Raw genomic sequence first — 17,041 nt, 5'->3', positions numbered from 1 at the left:
TTCGCCGCCTCGCCTTTTAGCGCAGGCGGCCGCCCTTCAGCTTCGCCTTCTTGATCAGATCGCCATACTGGTGGGCCAGCAGGTGCGACTGGATCTGGGTCACCGTGTCCATCGTCACGTTCACGACGATGAGCAGGCTGGTGCCGCCCAGATAGAAGGGGATCGAGAGCGCGGACACAAGATATTCCGGCACGAGGCAGATGAAGGTCAGGTATGCGGCGCCGATCACGGTGATGCGCGTCAGGACATAATCGAAATAGGCCTCGGTGTTCTTGCCCGGGCGGATGCCGGGGATGAAGCCGCCATATTTCTTCAGATTGTCCGCCGTCTCCTCCGGATTGAACACCACTGCGGTGTAGAAGAAGGAGAAGAAGATGATGCCGGCGCCGTAGAGCGCCATGTACACCAGCGATCCATGCTGGAGATACTGATTGAGGCTGATGATGAAGTCGCTCGCCCAGCCCTGCCCGGCCTGCTGCTGACCAGCGAACTGGCTGATCGTCAGCGGCATCAGCAGCAGCGACGAGGCGAAGATCGGCGGAATCACGCCGGCGGTGTTGATCTTGAGCGGCAGGTGGCTGCGCTCCGACTGCACCCCGCGCTGCGTCTGGCGCTTGGGATACTGGATCAGGATGCGGCGCTGCGCCCGTTCCATGAAGCAGATGAACAGGATCAGGCCAGCAACCGCCGCCAGGATCGCGAACAGCGTCACCGGGTTCATCGAACCGGTACGACCGCCCTCGAACAGCTGGACCAGCGTCGTCGGCAGATGCGCGACGATACCGGCCATGATGATCAGGCTGATGCCGTTGCCCACGCCACGGCTGGTGATCTGCTCGCCCAGCCACATCAGGAACATCGTGCCGCCGATCAGGCTGATGACCGCAGCGACGCGGAACAGCATGCCCGGCTCCACCACCGGCGCCAGCCCCTGGGTCGCGCCCAGCGCCTCAAGTCCGACGGCGATGAAATAGCCCTGGATCGCGGTCAGCGCGACCGTGCCGTAGCGCGTGTACTGGTTGAGCTTCTTGCGCCCGCTCTCGCCTTCCTTCTTGATCGCGGCGAGCGCCGGCGACAGCGAGGTCGCGAGCTGCACGACGATCGATGCGGTGATGTACGGCATCACGCCCAGCGCGATCACCGACATGCGCTCCAGCGCGCCGCCCGAGAAGGTGTTGAAGAAATCGAGCACGCCGCCCTGCGTGCGCTGTGCCAGCAGGTTGAGCTGGGTCGGGTCGATGCCCGGCAGCGGCACGAAGCTCAGCATCCGGAAGATGATCAGCGCGCCCAGCGTGAACCACAGGCGCTTCTTGAGTTCGGTGGCCTGTCCGAACTTGGACAGGTTGAGGCCGGTAGCGAATTGATCGGCTGCGGATGCCATTGAGCGAATATCCTGGAAACCAAAGCGGCGGAGAAGCGTTAACCGCCACCCCGCCGCCCATATAGGTTACTGATGGATCAGGGCAATGCGGCGCAGCGCCCCGTCCACAGTTAAAGTCAGGCCTTACCGGCCTTCTTGGCGGCGATTTCCTTCTGCTTCACGCGATGCTTGGCAGCATGCTTCTCTGCAGCGGGAACGATCGTCGGGATGGTGACGCTGCCACCGGCCTTCTCGACCGCCTCGATCGCGCCCTTCGACGCACCGGCGACGGTGAAGGCGAGCTTCGCCTTGAGCTCGCCCTTGCCCAGCAGGCGGACACCGTCCTTGCCGCCACGGGCAAGGCCAACGGCCTTCAGCGCCGCGTGATCGATCTCGGTCGCGGTCAGCTTGCCGGCATCGACCAGCTTCTGGATCGCGCCCAGATTGACCTCGGCGTAGTCCTTGCCGAACGGATTGTTGAAGCCGCGCTTCGGCAGACGCATGTGGAGCGGCATCTGGCCGCCCTCGAAGCCGTTGATCGCGACGCCCGAGCGTGCCTTGGCACCCTTCTGGCCGCGGCCTGCGGTCTTGCCCTTGCCCGAGCCGATGCCGCGTCCGACGCGCATCCGGCCCTTGCGGGCGCCTTCATTGTCGGTGAGATCGTTCAGTTTCATGTCGTGCACTCGCTTTCGCTTTTGTCGCGCTGGAAAAACCGGTTTCCCGGAAAATCGGAAAGGGGGCCGATAGCCCCCTCTCCCTTGTCTGTCACCTGGAAAAGGTGCCGGGGGCTCAGCCCTCGACGACCTCGACCATGTGGGGCAGCTTGCGGATCATGCCGCGGACCTCGGGGCTATCCTCGAGCTCGCTGACCTTGTGCATCTTGTTGAGGCCCAGACCGATCAGCGTCGCGCGCTGGTCCTTGGTCCGGCGGATCGGCGATCCGATCTGCTTCACCTTGATCTTCGCCATCTGACTTACTCCGTGATCGCCGCGGCATCAGCCTCGGCGGTCTGCGAGCCGCCACGGCCAAGCAGGTCGGCAATCTTCTTGCCGCGACGCTGGGCCACCGCCTTCGGGGAATACTGGTCGCCCAGTGCCTCGAAAGTGGCGCGGATCATGTTGTAGGGGTTCGACGTACCGACCGACTTGGTCACCACGTCAGCGACGCCCAGGCTCTCGAACACGGCGCGCATCGGGCCACCGGCGATGATGCCGGTACCGGCAGGTGCCGAGCGGACCGTGACCTTGCCGGCGCCGAAATGGCCCCGACCGTCATGGTGCAGCGTCCGGCCCTCGCGCAGCGGCACGCGGACCATCTTCTTCTTGGCAGCCGCGGTCGCCTTGCTGATCGCTTCCGGCACTTCGCGCGCCTTGCCATGACCGAAGCCGACGCGGCCCTTGCCGTCGCCCACCACAACCAGTGCCGCAAAGCCGAAGCGCTTGCCGCCCTTCACGGTCTTGCTGACGCGGTTGATGTGGACGAGCTTCTCGATCAGCTCTTCGCCGCCATCGTCGGCGCCCTGCCCGCGACGATCGTCACGACGGCCACGGCCACCGCGATTGTCACGGCCACCGCCGCGATTGTCGCCACCACGGCCGCCACGACCACGACGGGGAGCCTCGTTGGTGGCTTCGGGTGCGCCCTCGACGGGCGTCTGGTTCTGTTCGTCAGCCATCTTAGAACTCCAATCCGCCTTCACGCGCGGCATCCGCCAGCGCCTTGACGCGTCCGTGGAACAGGAAACCGCCACGATCGAACACGACCTGCGTCACGCCGGCCTTCTTCGCGGCTTCCGCGATGCGGGTGCCGACGGCCTTGGCCGCATCGATATTCGCGCCGTTCTGGCCGCGCACGTCCTTGTCCAGCGTCGAAGCAGCGGCGAGCGTCTTGCCCTGCGCGTCGTCGATCACCTGCACATAGATATGCTTGCCCGAACGGTGCACCGACAGCCGGGGACGGCTGCCCGCGCGCGCCTTGAGCGCGGTACGGTTGCGGCGGCGCCGCTTCTCGAAGAGAGAGAGACCCTTGCTCATTACTTCTTCTTCCCTTCCTTGCGGAAGATGAACTCGCCGTCGTACTTGATGCCCTTGCCCTTGTACGGCTCGGGCTTACGCCAGCGACGGATTTCCGCGGCAAACTGGCCGACGGCCTGCTTGTCGTTGCCCGAGATCTCGACGGTGGTCTGGTCCGGGGTCTTCACCTCGACACCTTCCGGCACGTCCAGATCGACGTCGTGCGAATAGCCGAGCTGCAGCTTCAGCTTGCGACCCTGCGCGTTGGCACGATAGCCGACGCCGGTGATCAGCAGCTTCTTGGTGAAACCCTCGGTCACGCCGGTGACCAGGTTCTGCACCAGCGTGCGCTGCATGCCCCAGAACGCCTTGGCGCGCTTGGTGTCGTTCGCAGGCTTCACCGTGATCGTGCCATCGCCCACTTCGTAAGCGATGTCGTCGGCGGTCGGCATCGTCAGGGTACCCTTGGGGCCCTTGACGCTGATCTTGCCGCTCTCGACGCTGGCGGTGACGCCGGCGGGAACGGTGATCGGCTTCTTACCGGTGCGGCTCATCAGAACACCTCCGCCAGCACTTCGCCGCCGACATTCTGCTCACGCGCTTCGGCGTCGGACAGAACGCCGCGAGGCGTCGAAACGATGGTGATGCCCAGGCCGTTGCGAACCGTCGGGAGCTCCTTGCTGCCCGAATAGACGCGGCGACCCGGCTTCGAGACGCGCGCGATCGACTTGATCGCGGGCTGGCCCTCGAAATACTTCAGCTCAATGCGGATGCCGGCCGCGGGGCCCATCTGCTCTTCGCTGTAGCCACGGATATAGCCTTCGCGCTGAAGCACGTCGAGCACGCGGGTGCGCAGCTTCGACGCAGGCGTCAGGACGCTGTCCTTGCGCGCGCGCTGGCCGTTGCGGATGCGGGTGAGCATATCACCCAAAGGATCGGTCAATGCCATCTTCTAATCCTTACCAGCTCGACTTGGTGACACCGGGGATCAGGCCCTTATTGGCCAGATCGCGCAGCATCACGCGCGCCAGACGGAACTTGCGGTAATAGCCGCGCGGACGGCCGGTCAGCTCGCACCGGTTGCGAATGCGGGTCGGATTCCCGTTGCGGGGAATTTCCGCCATCTTCAGGCGCGCGATCAGACGCTCGGTCTCATCGAGCGACTTGTCGTTCGCGATTGCCTTCAGCTTCGCATATTGGCCGGCATATCTCTTGACCAGCTTCTTGCGACGCTCGTTCTTGAGCACGGAACTCAGTTTCGCCATGACTTAAGTTCTCTTTCCCTTACGCAGCCTGCTTCGCTTCGCCGTCCGCCTCGATGGGGAACGGGAAACCGAAGAGACGGAGAAGCTCGCGAGCTTCCTCGTCGGTCCTGGCGGTGGTGGTCACGATCACGTCCATGCCGCGCACCTTGTCGATGCGGTCATAGTTGATCTCGGGGAACACGATCTGTTCCTTGATGCCGCAGGCATAGTTGCCGCGACCGTCAAACGACTTGTCGGAGAGCCCGCGGAAGTCGCGAACGCGCGGCAGCGCGATCGTGATGAAGCGGTCGAGGAATTCGTACATCCGCTCGCGACGCAGCGTCACCTTGCAACCGATTGCCATGCCTTCACGCAGCTTGAACTGCGCGATCGACTTCTTGGCCTTGGTCACGACAGGCTTCTGGCCGGCGATCAGCTCCATTTCGGAAGCAGCCTGCTCGACCTTCTTCTTGTCCTGGGTTGCCTCGCCGACGCCCATGTTGAGCACGATCTTCTGGATCTTCGGCACTTCCATCGCATTCTTGTAGCCGAACTTCTTGGTCATCGCCTTGACGATTTCCGCGTCGTACTTCGACTTCATGCGGGGGGTGTAGGTGTCAGCCATCAGATGACATCTCCGGTCTTGACCGCAACGCGGACCTTCTTGCCGTCGCGCTCTTCGAAGCGGACGCGGGTCGCCTTGCCGTCCTTGGTCACGTGCGCGACCTTCGAGACGTGCAGCGGCGCCTCGGCGCGCTTCAGGCCACCCTGCGGGTCGCCCTGGCTCGGCTTGGTGTGGCGCACGGCGATGTTGACGCCCGAAACGACGACCTTGTCGTCCTTGGGCATCGCGCGGACGACTTCGCCGGTCTTGCCCTTGTCCTTGCCGGACAGGACGATGACCTGGTCGCCTTTCTTGATCCTTGCAGCAGCCATCACAGCACCTCGGGAGCGAGCGAAATGATCTTCATGAAGCCCTTCGAGCGCAGCTCGCGGACCACCGGGCCAAAGATACGGGTGCCGATCGGCTCCTCGTTCTTGTTGACCAGGACGGCGGCATTGCCGTCGAAGCGGATCACCGAGCCATCGGCGCGGCGGACGTCCTTGGCGGTGCGAACGATGACCGCGCGATGCACGTCACCCTTCTTCACCTTGCCGCGGGGCTGTGCTTCCTTGATGCTGACGACGATGACGTCGCCCACGCCGGCGAAGCGACGCTTCGACCCGCCCAGCACCTTGATGCACTGCACCCGCTTCGCGCCGCTATTGTCTGCGACGTCGAGATTGGATTGCATCTGGATCATCGATCCGGTTCCTTCTCGTTCGGCCTACCGGGACGAATGCCCGGCGGTTCCAGTTAAAGCGATAAAGCCTGGCGGCTTAGGCCCAGAAAAGCTTAAGCGTTATCGGCCCGTTCGGGCGTCGCGTGGGTATCCACCCGCTCGATCACCTTCCAGGTCTTCAGCTTGCTGATCGGCGCGGTCTCTTCGATCCGCACCGTCTCGCCGGCCTTGTACTCGTTGCCCTCGTCATGGGCGTGATACTTCTTCGAGCGGCGGATGATCTTGCCGTAGAGCGGGTGCTTGACCTTGCGCTCCACGTTCACGACCACCGTCTTGTCGCCCTTGTCGGACACGATCTGCCCGGTCAGCACGCGCTTCGGCATGTCTCGTGTCCTCTTACTTCGCAGCCGAGCGCGAGCGCTCGTTCTGCAGCGTCTTGATGCGGGCGATGTCCTTGCGGACTTCCTTCACGCGGCTCGGCTTTTCCAGCTGGCTGGTCGCGGCCTGGAAACGCAGGTTGAACGCCTCGCGCTTCAGGTTGCCCAGCTCTTCGGTCAGCTGATCGTCGCTCTTCGCGCGCAGATCGGTTGCCTTGGTCATTTCTATCAACCCTCCAAGTGCGACGTGTCGCCGAGGCGCGCCACGACCTTGGTCTTGATCGGCAGCTTCATCGCCGCACGCTCGAACGCTTCCGCCGCGAGCGGCCCGGGAACGCCGTCCAGCTCGAACAGGATGCGACCCGGCTTCACGCGGGCTGCCCAATATTCCAGGCCGCCCTTGCCCGAGCCCATGCGGACTTCGGCCGGCTTGCTCGACACCGGAACGTCGGGGAACACGCGGATCCACAAGCGCCCCTGGCGCTTGATGTGACGCGTGATCGCGCGGCGAGCCGCCTCGATCTGGCGTGCGGTGATCCGCTCCGGCTCCATCGCCTTCAGGCCGTACGACCCGAAGTTCAGCGTCGCGCCGCCCTTGGCCTCGCCCTTGATCCGGCCCTTGAAGGCCTTGCGGAACTTGGTCTTTTTCGGTTGCAGCATCTGCCTAACCCTTAGCGACGGTCATCGCGCGCCGGGCGAACGCCCGTCGTCTGCGATTCCATGTTCAGGCGATCGGTCGCCATCGGATCATGGCCCAGGATCTCGCCCTTGAAGATCCAGACCTTGACGCCGCACACGCCATAGGCGGTGTGGGCCTGCGCCTCGGCATGGTCGATGTTCGCGCGCAGCGTGTGCAGCGGAACGCGGCCCTCGCGGTACCATTCCGACCGCGCGATTTCCGCGCCGCCCAGACGGCCGCCGCAGTTGATGCGGATGCCTTCCGCGCCGAGACGCATCGCCGACTGAACGGCGCGCTTCATGGCGCGGCGGAACGCGATACGGCGCTCCAGCTGGTCGGCGATGCCCTGCGCGACGAGCTTGGCGTCGACTTCGGGCTTGCGGATTTCGACGATGTTCAGCGACACGTCCGAGCTGGTCATCGACGCCAGCTTCTTGCGAAGCTTCTCGATGTCCGAGCCCTTTTTGCCGATGATCACGCCGGGGCGCGCGGCAAAGATGCTGACGCGGCACAGCTTGGCCGGACGCTCGATCACCACCTTGGAGATCGCCGCCTGCGGCAGCGTCTTCATGATGTACTGGCGGATCTTGAGATCCTCGAGCAGCAGGCGGCCATAGTCGGCGCCTTCCGCGAACCAGCGGCTGTCCCAGGTGCGGTTGATCTGCAGGCGCAGACCGATCGGGTTGCTCTTGTGACCCATGAGTTACGCCTCTTCCTGCACTTCGCGCACCACGATCCGAAGGCGCGAGAACGGCTTCAGGATGCGCGTGGACTTGCCGCGGCCACGGGTGTGGAACCGCTTCATGGTGATCGACTTGCCGACCGACGCCTCGGCGACGACGAGCGCGTCGACGTCGAGATTGTGGTTGTTCTCGGCATTGGCGATGGCCGAGGCCAGAACCTTGCGCGCATCAACCGCCATCGCCTTCTTGCTGAAGGTCAGGATGTTGAGCGCGTCGCCGGCCTTCTTGCCGCGGATCAGGCCCGCAACCAGGTTCAGCTTCTGCGCCGAACCACGGATCTGCGTGCCGACCGACAGCGCCTCATTGTCGCCGACGCGACGGGGAGCCTTGGGCTTCGACATCTTAGCGCTTACCCTTCTTGTCGGCCGCGTGGCCCGGGAAATACCGGGTCGGGGCGAACTCGCCGAGCTTCATGCCGACCATGTCCTCGTTCACCGACACCGGCACGAACTTGCGGCCGTTGTAGACGTTGAAGGTCAGGCCGACGAACTGCGGCAGGATGGTCGAACGACGCGACCAGGTCTTGATCGGACCACCGCGGCCCGAATTCTCCTGAGCGACTTCCGCCTTCTTCAGGAGGTGAAGGTCCACGAACGGACCCTTCCAAACGGAGCGAGCCATAGGTTAGCCCTTCTTCTTCGCGTGGCGGCTGCGGATGATGAACTTGTCCGTCGCCTTGTTGTGACGGGTGCGCGCACCCTTGGTCGGCTTGCCCCACGGGGTGACCGGATGACGACCGCCCGAGGTCCGGCCTTCACCACCGCCGTGCGGGTGGTCGACCGGGTTCTTGGCGACACCGCGGGTCAGCGGGCGGATGCCCTTCCAGCGGTTGCGGCCAGCCTTGGCGAGGTTGGTGTTGCCGTTGTCGGGGTTCGACACCGCACCCACGGTCGCCATGCACTCGCCACGGATGTAGCGCTGCTCGCCCGAGTTCAGGCGAACGATCACCATCCCGCGGTCACGACCGACGACCTGGACATAGGTGCCGGCCGACCGTGCGATCTGACCACCCTTGCCCGGCTTCATCTCCACATTATGGACGATCGTGCCGACCGGAACCTGGCCGATTTCCATCGCGTTGCCCGGCTTCACGTCGGTCTTCTTGGCTGCCAGCACCTTGTCCCCAACGGCGAGGCGCTGCGGCGCGATGATATAGGCAAGGCGATCCTTGCCGTTCTCGTCCGCGCCATAGCTGATCAGCGCGATGAAGGCGGTGCGGTTGGGATCGTACTCGATCCGCTCGACCGTGCCCTCGACATCCCACAACCGACGCTTGAAGTCGATCATGCGATAGCGCTGCTTGTGGCCGCCCGCGATGCCGCGCGAAGTCACGTGGCCCTTGTTGTTGCGGCCGCCGGTCTTGCGCTTGCCCTCGGTCAGCGCCTTGACGGGGCCGCCCTTGTGCAGACCGGAACGGTCCACCAGGATCAGGCCACGCCGCGCCGGCGAGGTCGGGTTGTAATTCTTGAGCGCCATGGTCAGTTGACCCCCTGCGTCACGTCGATCGAGTCACCGTCCTTCAACGTGACGATCGCCTTCTTGATGTCGGTGCGCGTGTAGGGCTTGCCCTTCCAGCGCTTCGTCTTGCCCTTCTGGACGATGGTGTTCACCGCGGTGACACCGACGCCGAAGATCGCCTCGACCGCCGCCTTGATCTGCGGCTTGGTCGCGTCGTTGGCGACCTTGAAGACCACCGCGTTCGCCTCGGAGACGAGCGTCGACTTCTCGGTGATGTGCGGCGCGACGATCACGTCATAGTGACGGACGTCGATCTGCTCCTGCTTCTTAGCCATTGAAGCGCGCCTCCAGCTTTTCGACGGCAGCGCGGGTCAGGACCAGCGTGTCGTGCTTCAGGATATCGTACACATTGGCGCCGGCCGCCGGCAGGACGTTGACGCCCACCAGGTTGCGTGCCGCCAGGAAGCCGTCACCGGCCTCGCCGTCGATCACCAGCGCGGTCTTGCCGACGTTCAGGCCAGCGAACTGACCCTTCAGCGCCGAAGTCTTGGTGGCTTCGAAGCCGTCCAGCACGATCAGCGAACCCGCCTTGGCATGGCTCGACAGCGCCATCTTCAGGCCCAGCGCGCGAACCTTCTTGTTCAGCGAGATGTTGAAGTCGCGCATACGGGCGCCGTGTGCCTTACCACCGCCGATGAAGATCGGTGCGGCGCGGTCGCCGTGACGGGCGGTGCCGCCACCCTTCTGGCGACCGAACTTCTTGCCGGTGCGCGAGACTTCCGAACGCTCACGCGTCGGACGGGCGGTGCCGCGGCGATTCCAGAGCTGCCAGGTGACGACGCGATGAAGGATATCGGCGCGCGGCTCGATGCCGAACACTTCGTCGTTCAGCTCGATGTCGCCCGACGCCTTCGCATCGAGGGTTTGAACCTTGACCTTCACGTTCAGCCCTCCTGGCCTTCGGTCGCCTCGGGCGCCGCAGCTTCTTCAGCCGGGGTGTCCGCCGCGGCGGTGTCGTTGTTGCTGTTGGCAGCCTTGATGCCGGCCGGGAACGGCGCGTCGGCGTGACGCGCGACCTTCACCGAGTCCTTGACGAACAGCCAGCCACCCTTCGAGCCAGGGACCGAACCCTTGACGAAGATCAGGCCGCGCTCGACGTCGGTGCCGACGATCTCGAGATTCTGCTGCGTGCGGTTCTTGTCGCCCATGTGGCCGGCCATCTTCTTGTTCTTGAAGACGCGACCCGGATCCTGACGGTTACCCGTCGAACCCAGCGCACGGTGGCTGATCGACACGCCGTGGGTGGCGCGCATACCGCCGAAGCCCCAGCGCTTCATGCCGCCCGCAAAGCCCTTGCCCTGCGTACGACCCTGGATGTCGACGAACTGGCCTGCGACATAATGGTCGGCCGAAATCTCGGCGCCCACGTCCAGCAGACCGTCCTCGTCCACGCGGAACTCCGCGAGAACCGCCTTGGGCTCCACTTCGGCCTTGCCGAACTGGCCGCGCTGCGGCTTGGCGACGTTCTTCGCCTTGGCGCTGCCAGCGCCCAGCTGCACGGCGGTGTAGCCGTCCTTGTCCATTTCGCGACGGGCGACGACCTGAACGCCTTCGAGGCTCAGGACGGTGACCGGCACGTGGCGGCCGTCGTCCTTGAACAGGCGGGTCATCCCCAGTTTCTTCGCGATCACGCCAGTGCGCATGATCAACTGCTCCTCACTACAGAGGCACCCCACGGACCATTCCGAAGGGTGCGTGATGGGCGCCTACCAAAGTATTACTTTGGCGGGAGCCCGACTCAGCCCGAATATGCGATGCGAGCCCCCGTCCGGGCTGAATTCCCGCCCGAGGGCGGAAAAGACGGGGGACGCAGTCCCGGGCCATTTTCCTTGCGGAGCCTGACCCGGCGGTATCCCTATGTCGTTTGAGCTTTCGCTCCGGCTGGAACATCGGATCGGGATCGATCCGGCCTGCCTGCGTGATCCCGATGGGATCACGAATCTCGTGGGAGAGCGCGGCCTTTACGTCAGCTTCACTTCCCTGTCCACCCCCTGCCCCGGCTTTTGCCGGAAACCGGAATGGAAACAGCCCCGACCGTTGATCGGGGCTGGTTCGGCCCGCTCAGGCGAGCTTGATCTCGACGTCCACGCCGGCGGCCAGGTCGAGCTTCATCAGCGCGTCGACGGTCTGGGCGGTGGGCTGAACGATGTCGAGCAGGCGCTTGTAGGTGCGCGTCTCGAACTGCTCGCGCGACTTCTTGTCGATGTGCGGGCCACGGTTGACCGTGAACTTGTCGATGTGGGTCGGGAGCGGGATCGGGCCACGGATCATGGCGCCGGTGCGGCGCGCGGTGTCGGCGATATCGCTGGCGGCCTGATCGAGCACGCGGTGGTCGAACGCCTTCAGGCGAATGCGGATATTGTTGTCCATGTCCCTACCAATGCGAAAGAGCGGGGCGCGTGAAACACGCCTCTTGCTGGTTCATACGCTAAAACGAAGGCGCGCCACTACAGCGGGAGCGCACGGTTGGCAAGGGGTGCGGGGGAGAAATTTCGCGGATCGGCGCTACTCGACAACGCTCATATCTGGATGACCGCCGACGAATGACAGAATCGCGGCTATGGTCGCGGCGTCATCCGAGAAAGATCGCCCAAGATGTTCCATGGTCGTGATGACGCCCCATTCTAGAATACCAAGCCAGTTCTCGTCTTCGAGTCCCTCCAGGTCATCAAAAACCCAGCGAACCAGCTCGCGACGGTCCGTCCACGATAGCGCGGCCACCCCATCTGCATGTTCCGCCCATGGCGCCGACGTGATGATTGCCTGAGTGACTGCCCGAGCGCGCAACTCGACCTGTCCACGTCTAGCCACGATCGTCAGCATCAACACCTCGTGCAGGCAACCCTGCCCACTTAACCGACAAAAAAAGCCCGGCCTCCCCTGGGGGAAGCCGGGCTCTTCAGTCTCAGCCCCGAAGGGCCTCGATTACTTCTGGATTTCGCTGACGACGCCGGCACCCACGGTGCGGCCGCCTTCGCGGATCGTGAAGCGCTGGCCGACGTCCATGGCGATCGGCGCGATCAGCTTGATGCCGAGCGCGACGTTGTCGCCGGGCATGACCATCTCGGTGCCCTCGGGCAGCTCGATCGTGCCGGTGACGTCGGTCGTGCGGAAGTAGAACTGCGGACGATAGTTCGCGAAGAACGGCGTGTGACGGCCACCCTCGTCCTTCGACAGGACGTACACTTCCGACTTGAACTCGGTGTGCGGGGTGATCGAACCCGGCTTCGCGAGCACCTGGCCACGCTCGACTTCGTCGCGCGCAACGCCGCGGATCAGCGCACCGATGTTGTCGCCGGCCTGGCCCTGGTCGAGCAGCTTGCGGAACATTTCGACGCCGGTCACGGTGGTCTTGCGGACGGCCGGCTGGATGCCGACGATCTCGACTTCTTCACCAACCTTGATGATGCCGGTCTCAACGCGGCCGGTCACCACGGTGCCGCGGCCCGAGATCGAGAACACGTCTTCGATCGGCATCATGAACGGCTTGTCGAGCGGACGATCCGGCTGCGGGATCGACTCGTCGACGGCCTTCATCAGTGCGACGATCTGGTCGTGGCCGATGTTGCGGTCGCGATCTTCCAGAGCGGCCAGCGCCGAACCACGGATGATCGGAATATTGTCGCCGTCGAAGTCGCGCTTGCTCAGCTCTTCGCGGATTTCCATCTCGACGAGCTCGAGGATTTCCTCGTCGTCGACCTGGTCGACCTTGTTGAGGAAAACGACCATGGTAGGCACGCCGACCTGCTTGGCGAGCAGGATGTGCTCCTTGGTCTGCGGCATCGGGCCGTCAGCGGCCGACACCACCAGGATCGCGCCGTCCATCTGCGCCGCGCCGGTGATCATGTTCTTCACATAGTCGGCGTGGCCCGGGCAGTCGACGTGCGCATAGTGACGGCTGTCCGTCTCATACTCGACGTGCGCGGTCGAGATGGTGATGCCGCGCTCGCGCTCTTCGGGAGCCTTGTCGATGTTCGCGAAGTCAACGGCGGTGCCGCCGCCGGTTTCTGCGAGCACCTTGGTGATCGCCGCGGTCAGCGAGGTCTTGCCATGGTCGACGTGACCGATGGTGCCGATGTTGAGGTGCGGCTTGTTCCGCTCGAATTTTGCCTTCGCCATTGTTTCCTACCTTCTGAGTCTATTTCCCGGACCGCCATGGGACTCACGAGAACGCGGCCCCATAGCGGGAGATTTTGGATAACGCCAGCCTTAGGCCAGCTTTGCCTTCACTTCGTCAGCCACGTTCGGCGGCACTTCGTCATAGTGCGAGAACTGCATGCTGTACTGCGCGCGCCCCTGCGTGAACGAGCGGAGCTGGTTCACATATCCGAACATGTTCGCCAGCGGCACCATGGCATCGACGGTCTGCGCGTTACCGCGGCTGTCGGTGCCCTGGATCTGACCACGGCGGCTGTTGATGTCGCCGATCACGTCGCCGAGATAGTCCTCGGGGGTCACGACTTCCACCTTCATCACCGGCTCGAGCAGCGTGATGCCCGACTTCTGGGCCGCTTCGCGCATCGCGCCACGGGCACAGATTTCGAACGCCAGCGCCGACGAGTCGACGTCGTGGTACGCACCGTCATACAGCAGCACTTCGAAGTCGATGATCGGGAACCCGACCAGCGAACCCGTCTGCGCGGTCTCGCGGAAGCCCTTTTCGATCGCGGGGATATATTCCTTCGGAATGTTACCGCCCTTGATCTCGTCCTTGAAGACGAAGCCCGAACCGCGCTCGCCCGGCGTCAGCTTCACCTTGACGCGACCGAACTGGCCGGTGCCGCCCGACTGCTTCTTGTGCGTGTAGTCGATGTCGACCGGCTTCTTGAGGTATTCGCGATACGCCACCTGCGGCGCGCCGACATTCGCCTCAACCTTGAACTCGCGCTTCATGCGGTCGACCAGGATCTCGAGGTGGAGCTCGCCCATCCCCTTGATGATGGTCTGGCCCGATTCGTGATCGGTCGAAACGCGGAACGAGGGATCCTCGGCGGCCAGGCGGTTGAGCGCGATGCCCATCTTTTCCTGGTCGGCCTTGGTCTTCGGTTCCACCGACAGCTCGATCACTGGTTCCGGGAACTCCATGCGCTCGAGGATGATCGGGTTGGCCGTGTCGCACAGCGTGTCGCCGGTCGTCGTTTCCTTGAGACCCGCGATCGCAACGATGTCGCCGGCACGGGCCTCGTCGATGTCCTCACGCGAATTCGCGTGCATGAGGAGCATACGGCCGATCTTTTCCTTCTTGTCCTTGACCGAGTTCAGATACGAACCCTTGGTCAGGGTACCCGAATAGATGCGGGCGAAGGTCAGCGAGCCGACGAACGGATCGTTCATGATCTTGAACGCCAGCAGCGACAGCGGCGCCGTGTCCGACGCCGGACGCGAATCCGGGGTTTCGCCGTCGAGCTTCACGCCCTGGACGTCCGGAATGTCGAGCGGGCTCGGCAGATAGTCGACGACGGCGTCGAGCAGCGGCTGAACGCCCTTGTTCTTGAACGCCGAGCCGCACAGGATCGGCACGAACGCCATCTCCAGCGTGCCCTTGCGGATCAGCTTCTTCAGCGTCGCGACGTCGGGCTCGTTGCCCTCCAGATACGCCTCCATGGCGTCGTCGTCCTGCTCGACGGCCATCTCGATCAGGTCGCTGCGATACTTCGCGGCCTTTTCCTTCAGGTCATCGGGGATGTCCTGATATTCGAACTTCGCGCCGAGCGACTCTTCGAGCCAGATGATCGCGCGGTTGTTGACCAGGTCCACCAAGCCCTTGAAGCCGCCTTCCATGCCGATCGGAAGGTACAGCACGGCCGGACGCGCGCCCAGGCGCTCGACGATCGTGTCGACGCAGAAATAGAAGTCGGCGCCGGTGCGGTCGAGCTTGTTGACGAAGCACATCCGCGGAACCTTGTACTTGTCCGCCTGGCGCCACACCGTCTCCGACTGCGGCTCAACGCCGGCAACGCCGTCGAAGCACGCAACCGCGCCGTCGAGCACGCGCAGCGAACGCTCGACTTCGATCGTGAAGTCGACGTGGCCCGGCGTGTCAATGATGTTGATCAGGTGCTCTTCACCCTTGCCGTCCTCGGCCTTCCACTTGCACGTGGTCGCCGCGGACGTGATCGTGATCCCGCGCTCCTGCTCCTGCTCCATCCAGTCCATCGTCGCCGTGCCTTCATGCACTTCGCCGATCTTGTAGGACTTGCCGGTGTAATAGAGGATGCGCTCGGTCGTCGTGGTCTTGCCGGCGTCGATATGCGCCATGATACCGATATTGCGATAACGCTCGAGCGGATGGCTGCGGGCCATGATCGGGGTTCCTTGAGAAGTTGGGGAGCCGGACAATCCGGCTCCCCATTATGTAGGTAGAAAAATTACCAGCGGTAGTGGCTGAACGCGCGGTTCGCTTCCGCCATGCGGTGCGTGTCCTCGCGCTTCTTCACCGCGTTGCCGCGATTGTTCGCCGCATCCATCAGCTCGCCCGACAGGCGTGCCGACATGGTGTTCTCGCTGCGGTTGCGGGCCGAGCTGATCAGCCAGCGGATCGCCAGCGCCTGGGCGCGCTCGGGGCGCACCTCGACGGGGACCTGATAGGTCGCACCGCCGACGCGGCGGCTGCGGACCTCGATGCCCGGCTTGATGTTGTTGAGCGCTTCGTGAAAGACGCCGATCGGGTCCTTCTTCGCGCGCTGCTCGACAACCTCGAGCGCCGAATAGACGATGCCCTCGGCGACGGCCTTCTTGCCGTCCAGCATCACGCTGTTCATGAACTTCGACAGAACCTGATCACCATAGACGGGATCGGGCAGGATTTCCCGCTTTTCGGGACGACGACGACGTGCCATCTTGAATTTCCTTCTAAAACTTCAGCCGGTTCCGGAACCTGTCCGGGGCTTACTCTGGCTTACTTCGGACGCTTCGCGCCGTACTTCGAGCGGCTCTGCTTGCGGTCCTTGACACCCTGGGTGTCGAGCACGCCGCGCAGCACGTGATAGCGGACGCCGGGAAGGTCGCGAACGCGGCCGCCGCGGATCAGCACCACCGAGTGCTCCTGCAGGTTGTGCCCCTCGCCGGGGATGTACGAGATGACCTCGCGGCTGTTGGTCAGACGGACCTTGGCCACCTTGCGAAGCGCCGAGTTCGGCTTCTTCGGGGTCGTGGTATAGACACGGGTGCAAACGCCGCGCTTCTGCGGGTTCTGCTCCATCGCAGGGACCTTCGACTTGGTCTTCTGCAAAACGCGGCCCTTGCGGACCAGCTGGTTGATCGTCGGCATGAAGCCCTTCACCTTCCAATGGTTACTTTGCTGGAGCCATGATTCCGGAAAATACGAAAGGACCCTGGCGGCCTTAGCGCGGCCTCCGGGCCCTGGCGTCTCCAACAACGTTCAGCTCAAAATTGCCCGCAGGACGGAATCCCGTCAGGCGCGGCGGCCTATAACCGCGCGGCCCGCACGGGTCAACGGGGTCGCGCGTGATCCCGCTCTGCCAGTTCCGGCGGCGTATCGGGAATTCGCCACCTATAGACCGTTGAGCCGCCCGCCCGCGGTTTTGCGTCGGGTTTCCGGTCGCCCATGTCGAATGCATGGCTGACGACTCGGGTCCCGGGGCGCAGCTGTTCGACCAATCGCGGCCTCAGTCGCAGATTGACTTCGAGCGGCAGATACATGGTGACGACGTCGATCCATCGCGCGTCGGTCGTGAGCAGGACCGCCGCCTCGAATCGCATGCGATCCGCGCGCCCCGCGTCGCGGGCAGCAAGGACGGCATCGGCATCATGCCGCACCATTTCTGCGTCGCTGGCTCACCCTGTCCGCCGCGAGGGTTAACG

28 protein-coding genes are annotated in these 17,041 nt (G+C 64.0%); all 28 read right to left on the bottom strand.

All coding sequences use genetic code 11. The features are described 5' to 3' along the window. Positions 1–16: 16 nt before the first annotated feature. The gene (gene secY, locus ABS767_RS16385; RefSeq protein ID WP_408080306.1) at positions 17–1,381 is read right to left on the bottom strand and encodes a preprotein translocase subunit SecY; all 1,365 of its coding nucleotides are present in this window, start codon (positions 1,379–1,381) and stop codon (positions 17–19) included. Between the two features lie 116 nt (positions 1,382–1,497). After that, positions 1,498–2,034: a 50S ribosomal protein L15 gene (gene rplO, locus ABS767_RS16380; protein WP_408080304.1), complete on the bottom strand. Its 537-nt coding sequence runs from the start codon at positions 2,032–2,034 to the stop codon at positions 1,498–1,500. Between the two features lie 115 nt (positions 2,035–2,149). Next, on the bottom strand, positions 2,150–2,329 hold the full coding sequence (gene rpmD, locus ABS767_RS16375) for a 50S ribosomal protein L30 (protein ID WP_408080302.1): 180 nt from the start codon (positions 2,327–2,329) through the stop codon (positions 2,150–2,152). 5 nt (positions 2,330–2,334) lie between these two features. After that, the gene (gene rpsE / locus ABS767_RS16370) at positions 2,335–3,036 is read right to left on the bottom strand and encodes a 30S ribosomal protein S5 (RefSeq protein ID WP_408080300.1); all 702 of its coding nucleotides are present in this window, start codon (positions 3,034–3,036) and stop codon (positions 2,335–2,337) included. A 1-nt stretch (position 3,037) separates the two neighbouring features. After that, positions 3,038–3,394, bottom strand: a complete 357-nt coding sequence (rplR, locus tag ABS767_RS16365; RefSeq protein WP_408080298.1) for a 50S ribosomal protein L18 — start codon at positions 3,392–3,394, stop codon at positions 3,038–3,040. Next, a complete protein-coding gene (rplF, locus tag ABS767_RS16360) occupies positions 3,394–3,927 on the bottom strand; it encodes a 50S ribosomal protein L6 (RefSeq protein ID WP_408080296.1) in 534 nt (177 codons plus the stop codon). The genes rplR and rplF overlap by 1 nt, the downstream gene beginning before the upstream one ends. Next, on the bottom strand, positions 3,927–4,322 hold the full coding sequence (gene rpsH / locus ABS767_RS16355; protein ID WP_408080294.1) for a 30S ribosomal protein S8: 396 nt from the start codon (positions 4,320–4,322) through the stop codon (positions 3,927–3,929). Before rpsH ends, rplF begins: the two co-directional genes overlap by 1 nt. A gap of 10 nt (positions 4,323–4,332) precedes the next feature. Next, positions 4,333–4,638 (bottom strand): 30S ribosomal protein S14, encoded by a 306-nt coding sequence (rpsN, locus tag ABS767_RS16350; RefSeq protein WP_408080292.1) that lies wholly within the window; start codon positions 4,636–4,638, stop codon positions 4,333–4,335. A gap of 19 nt (positions 4,639–4,657) precedes the next feature. Then, positions 4,658–5,242 carry a 50S ribosomal protein L5 gene (rplE, locus tag ABS767_RS16345; RefSeq protein WP_408080290.1) on the bottom strand — a complete coding sequence of 195 codons (585 nt, stop codon included), beginning with the start codon at positions 5,240–5,242 and terminating at the stop codon, positions 4,658–4,660. Then, a complete protein-coding gene (gene rplX / locus ABS767_RS16340; RefSeq protein ID WP_408080288.1) occupies positions 5,242–5,553 on the bottom strand; it encodes a 50S ribosomal protein L24 in 312 nt (103 codons plus the stop codon). The genes rplE and rplX overlap by 1 nt, the downstream gene beginning before the upstream one ends. Beyond that, positions 5,553–5,921, bottom strand: coding sequence for a 50S ribosomal protein L14 (gene rplN / locus ABS767_RS16335; RefSeq protein WP_066574426.1), 369 nt, complete (start codon positions 5,919–5,921; stop codon positions 5,553–5,555). The genes rplX and rplN overlap by 1 nt, the downstream gene beginning before the upstream one ends. 92 nt (positions 5,922–6,013) lie before the next feature. After that, on the bottom strand, positions 6,014–6,283 hold the full coding sequence (gene rpsQ, locus ABS767_RS16330) for a 30S ribosomal protein S17 (RefSeq protein ID WP_408080284.1): 270 nt from the start codon (positions 6,281–6,283) through the stop codon (positions 6,014–6,016). A 13-nt stretch (positions 6,284–6,296) separates the two neighbouring features. Next, positions 6,297–6,500, bottom strand: a complete 204-nt coding sequence (gene rpmC / locus ABS767_RS16325; RefSeq protein ID WP_331029832.1) for a 50S ribosomal protein L29 — start codon at positions 6,498–6,500, stop codon at positions 6,297–6,299. Positions 6,501–6,505: 5 nt separating this feature from the next. After that, complete coding sequence (rplP, locus tag ABS767_RS16320) at positions 6,506–6,937, bottom strand: 50S ribosomal protein L16 (protein ID WP_331029833.1); 432 nt, start codon at positions 6,935–6,937, stop codon at positions 6,506–6,508. A gap of 11 nt (positions 6,938–6,948) precedes the next feature. Beyond that, complete coding sequence (gene rpsC, locus ABS767_RS16315) at positions 6,949–7,656, bottom strand: 30S ribosomal protein S3 (protein WP_145844367.1); 708 nt, start codon at positions 7,654–7,656, stop codon at positions 6,949–6,951. Between the two features lie 3 nt (positions 7,657–7,659). Then, positions 7,660–8,040: a 50S ribosomal protein L22 gene (rplV, locus tag ABS767_RS16310; RefSeq protein WP_408080281.1), complete on the bottom strand. Its 381-nt coding sequence runs from the start codon at positions 8,038–8,040 to the stop codon at positions 7,660–7,662. A 1-nt stretch (position 8,041) separates the two neighbouring features. Then, on the bottom strand, positions 8,042–8,320 hold the full coding sequence (rpsS, locus tag ABS767_RS16305; RefSeq protein WP_066664409.1) for a 30S ribosomal protein S19: 279 nt from the start codon (positions 8,318–8,320) through the stop codon (positions 8,042–8,044). Positions 8,321–8,323: 3 nt separating this feature from the next. Continuing rightward, positions 8,324–9,175 (bottom strand): 50S ribosomal protein L2, encoded by an 852-nt coding sequence (gene rplB / locus ABS767_RS16300; RefSeq protein ID WP_408080279.1) that lies wholly within the window; start codon positions 9,173–9,175, stop codon positions 8,324–8,326. 2 nt (positions 9,176–9,177) lie between these two features. After that, entirely contained in the window at positions 9,178–9,492 is a 315-nt protein-coding gene (locus tag ABS767_RS16295) for a 50S ribosomal protein L23 (protein ID WP_343521371.1), read from the bottom strand. Further along, a complete protein-coding gene (gene rplD / locus ABS767_RS16290; protein WP_408080276.1) occupies positions 9,485–10,099 on the bottom strand; it encodes a 50S ribosomal protein L4 in 615 nt (204 codons plus the stop codon). The genes ABS767_RS16295 and rplD overlap by 8 nt, the downstream gene beginning before the upstream one ends. A 2-nt stretch (positions 10,100–10,101) precedes the next feature. Next, the gene (rplC, locus tag ABS767_RS16285) at positions 10,102–10,860 is read right to left on the bottom strand and encodes a 50S ribosomal protein L3 (RefSeq protein WP_408080274.1); all 759 of its coding nucleotides are present in this window, start codon (positions 10,858–10,860) and stop codon (positions 10,102–10,104) included. 418 nt (positions 10,861–11,278) lie between these two features. After that, positions 11,279–11,587 (bottom strand): 30S ribosomal protein S10, encoded by a 309-nt coding sequence (gene rpsJ, locus ABS767_RS16280; RefSeq protein ID WP_066664400.1) that lies wholly within the window; start codon positions 11,585–11,587, stop codon positions 11,279–11,281. Positions 11,588–11,722: 135 nt separating this feature from the next. Further along, positions 11,723–12,040 carry a hypothetical protein gene (locus ABS767_RS16275; protein WP_408080272.1) on the bottom strand — a complete coding sequence of 106 codons (318 nt, stop codon included), beginning with the start codon at positions 12,038–12,040 and terminating at the stop codon, positions 11,723–11,725. Positions 12,041–12,142: 102 nt separating this feature from the next. Further along, complete coding sequence (tuf, locus tag ABS767_RS16270) at positions 12,143–13,336, bottom strand: elongation factor Tu (RefSeq protein ID WP_408080270.1); 1,194 nt, start codon at positions 13,334–13,336, stop codon at positions 12,143–12,145. A 90-nt stretch (positions 13,337–13,426) separates the two neighbouring features. Continuing rightward, positions 13,427–15,520, bottom strand: coding sequence for an elongation factor G (gene fusA, locus ABS767_RS16265; protein WP_408080268.1), 2,094 nt, complete (start codon positions 15,518–15,520; stop codon positions 13,427–13,429). A gap of 65 nt (positions 15,521–15,585) precedes the next feature. After that, on the bottom strand, positions 15,586–16,056 hold the full coding sequence (rpsG, locus tag ABS767_RS16260) for a 30S ribosomal protein S7 (RefSeq protein ID WP_408080266.1): 471 nt from the start codon (positions 16,054–16,056) through the stop codon (positions 15,586–15,588). A 59-nt stretch (positions 16,057–16,115) separates the two neighbouring features. Continuing rightward, complete coding sequence (gene rpsL / locus ABS767_RS16255; protein ID WP_066664461.1) at positions 16,116–16,487, bottom strand: 30S ribosomal protein S12; 372 nt, start codon at positions 16,485–16,487, stop codon at positions 16,116–16,118. A gap of 182 nt (positions 16,488–16,669) precedes the next feature. Then, on the bottom strand, positions 16,670–16,999 hold the full coding sequence (locus ABS767_RS16250; protein WP_408080263.1) for a hypothetical protein: 330 nt from the start codon (positions 16,997–16,999) through the stop codon (positions 16,670–16,672). Positions 17,000–17,041: the final 42 nt, after the last annotated feature.

It is taken from the genome of Sphingomonas plantiphila (assembly GCF_046000505.1).
Lineage (GTDB): Bacteria > Pseudomonadota > Alphaproteobacteria > Sphingomonadales > Sphingomonadaceae > Sphingomonas > Sphingomonas plantiphila.
Note: the sequence above shows the minus strand (reverse complement) of the source record. Positions and strands in the feature narration are given on the sequence as shown.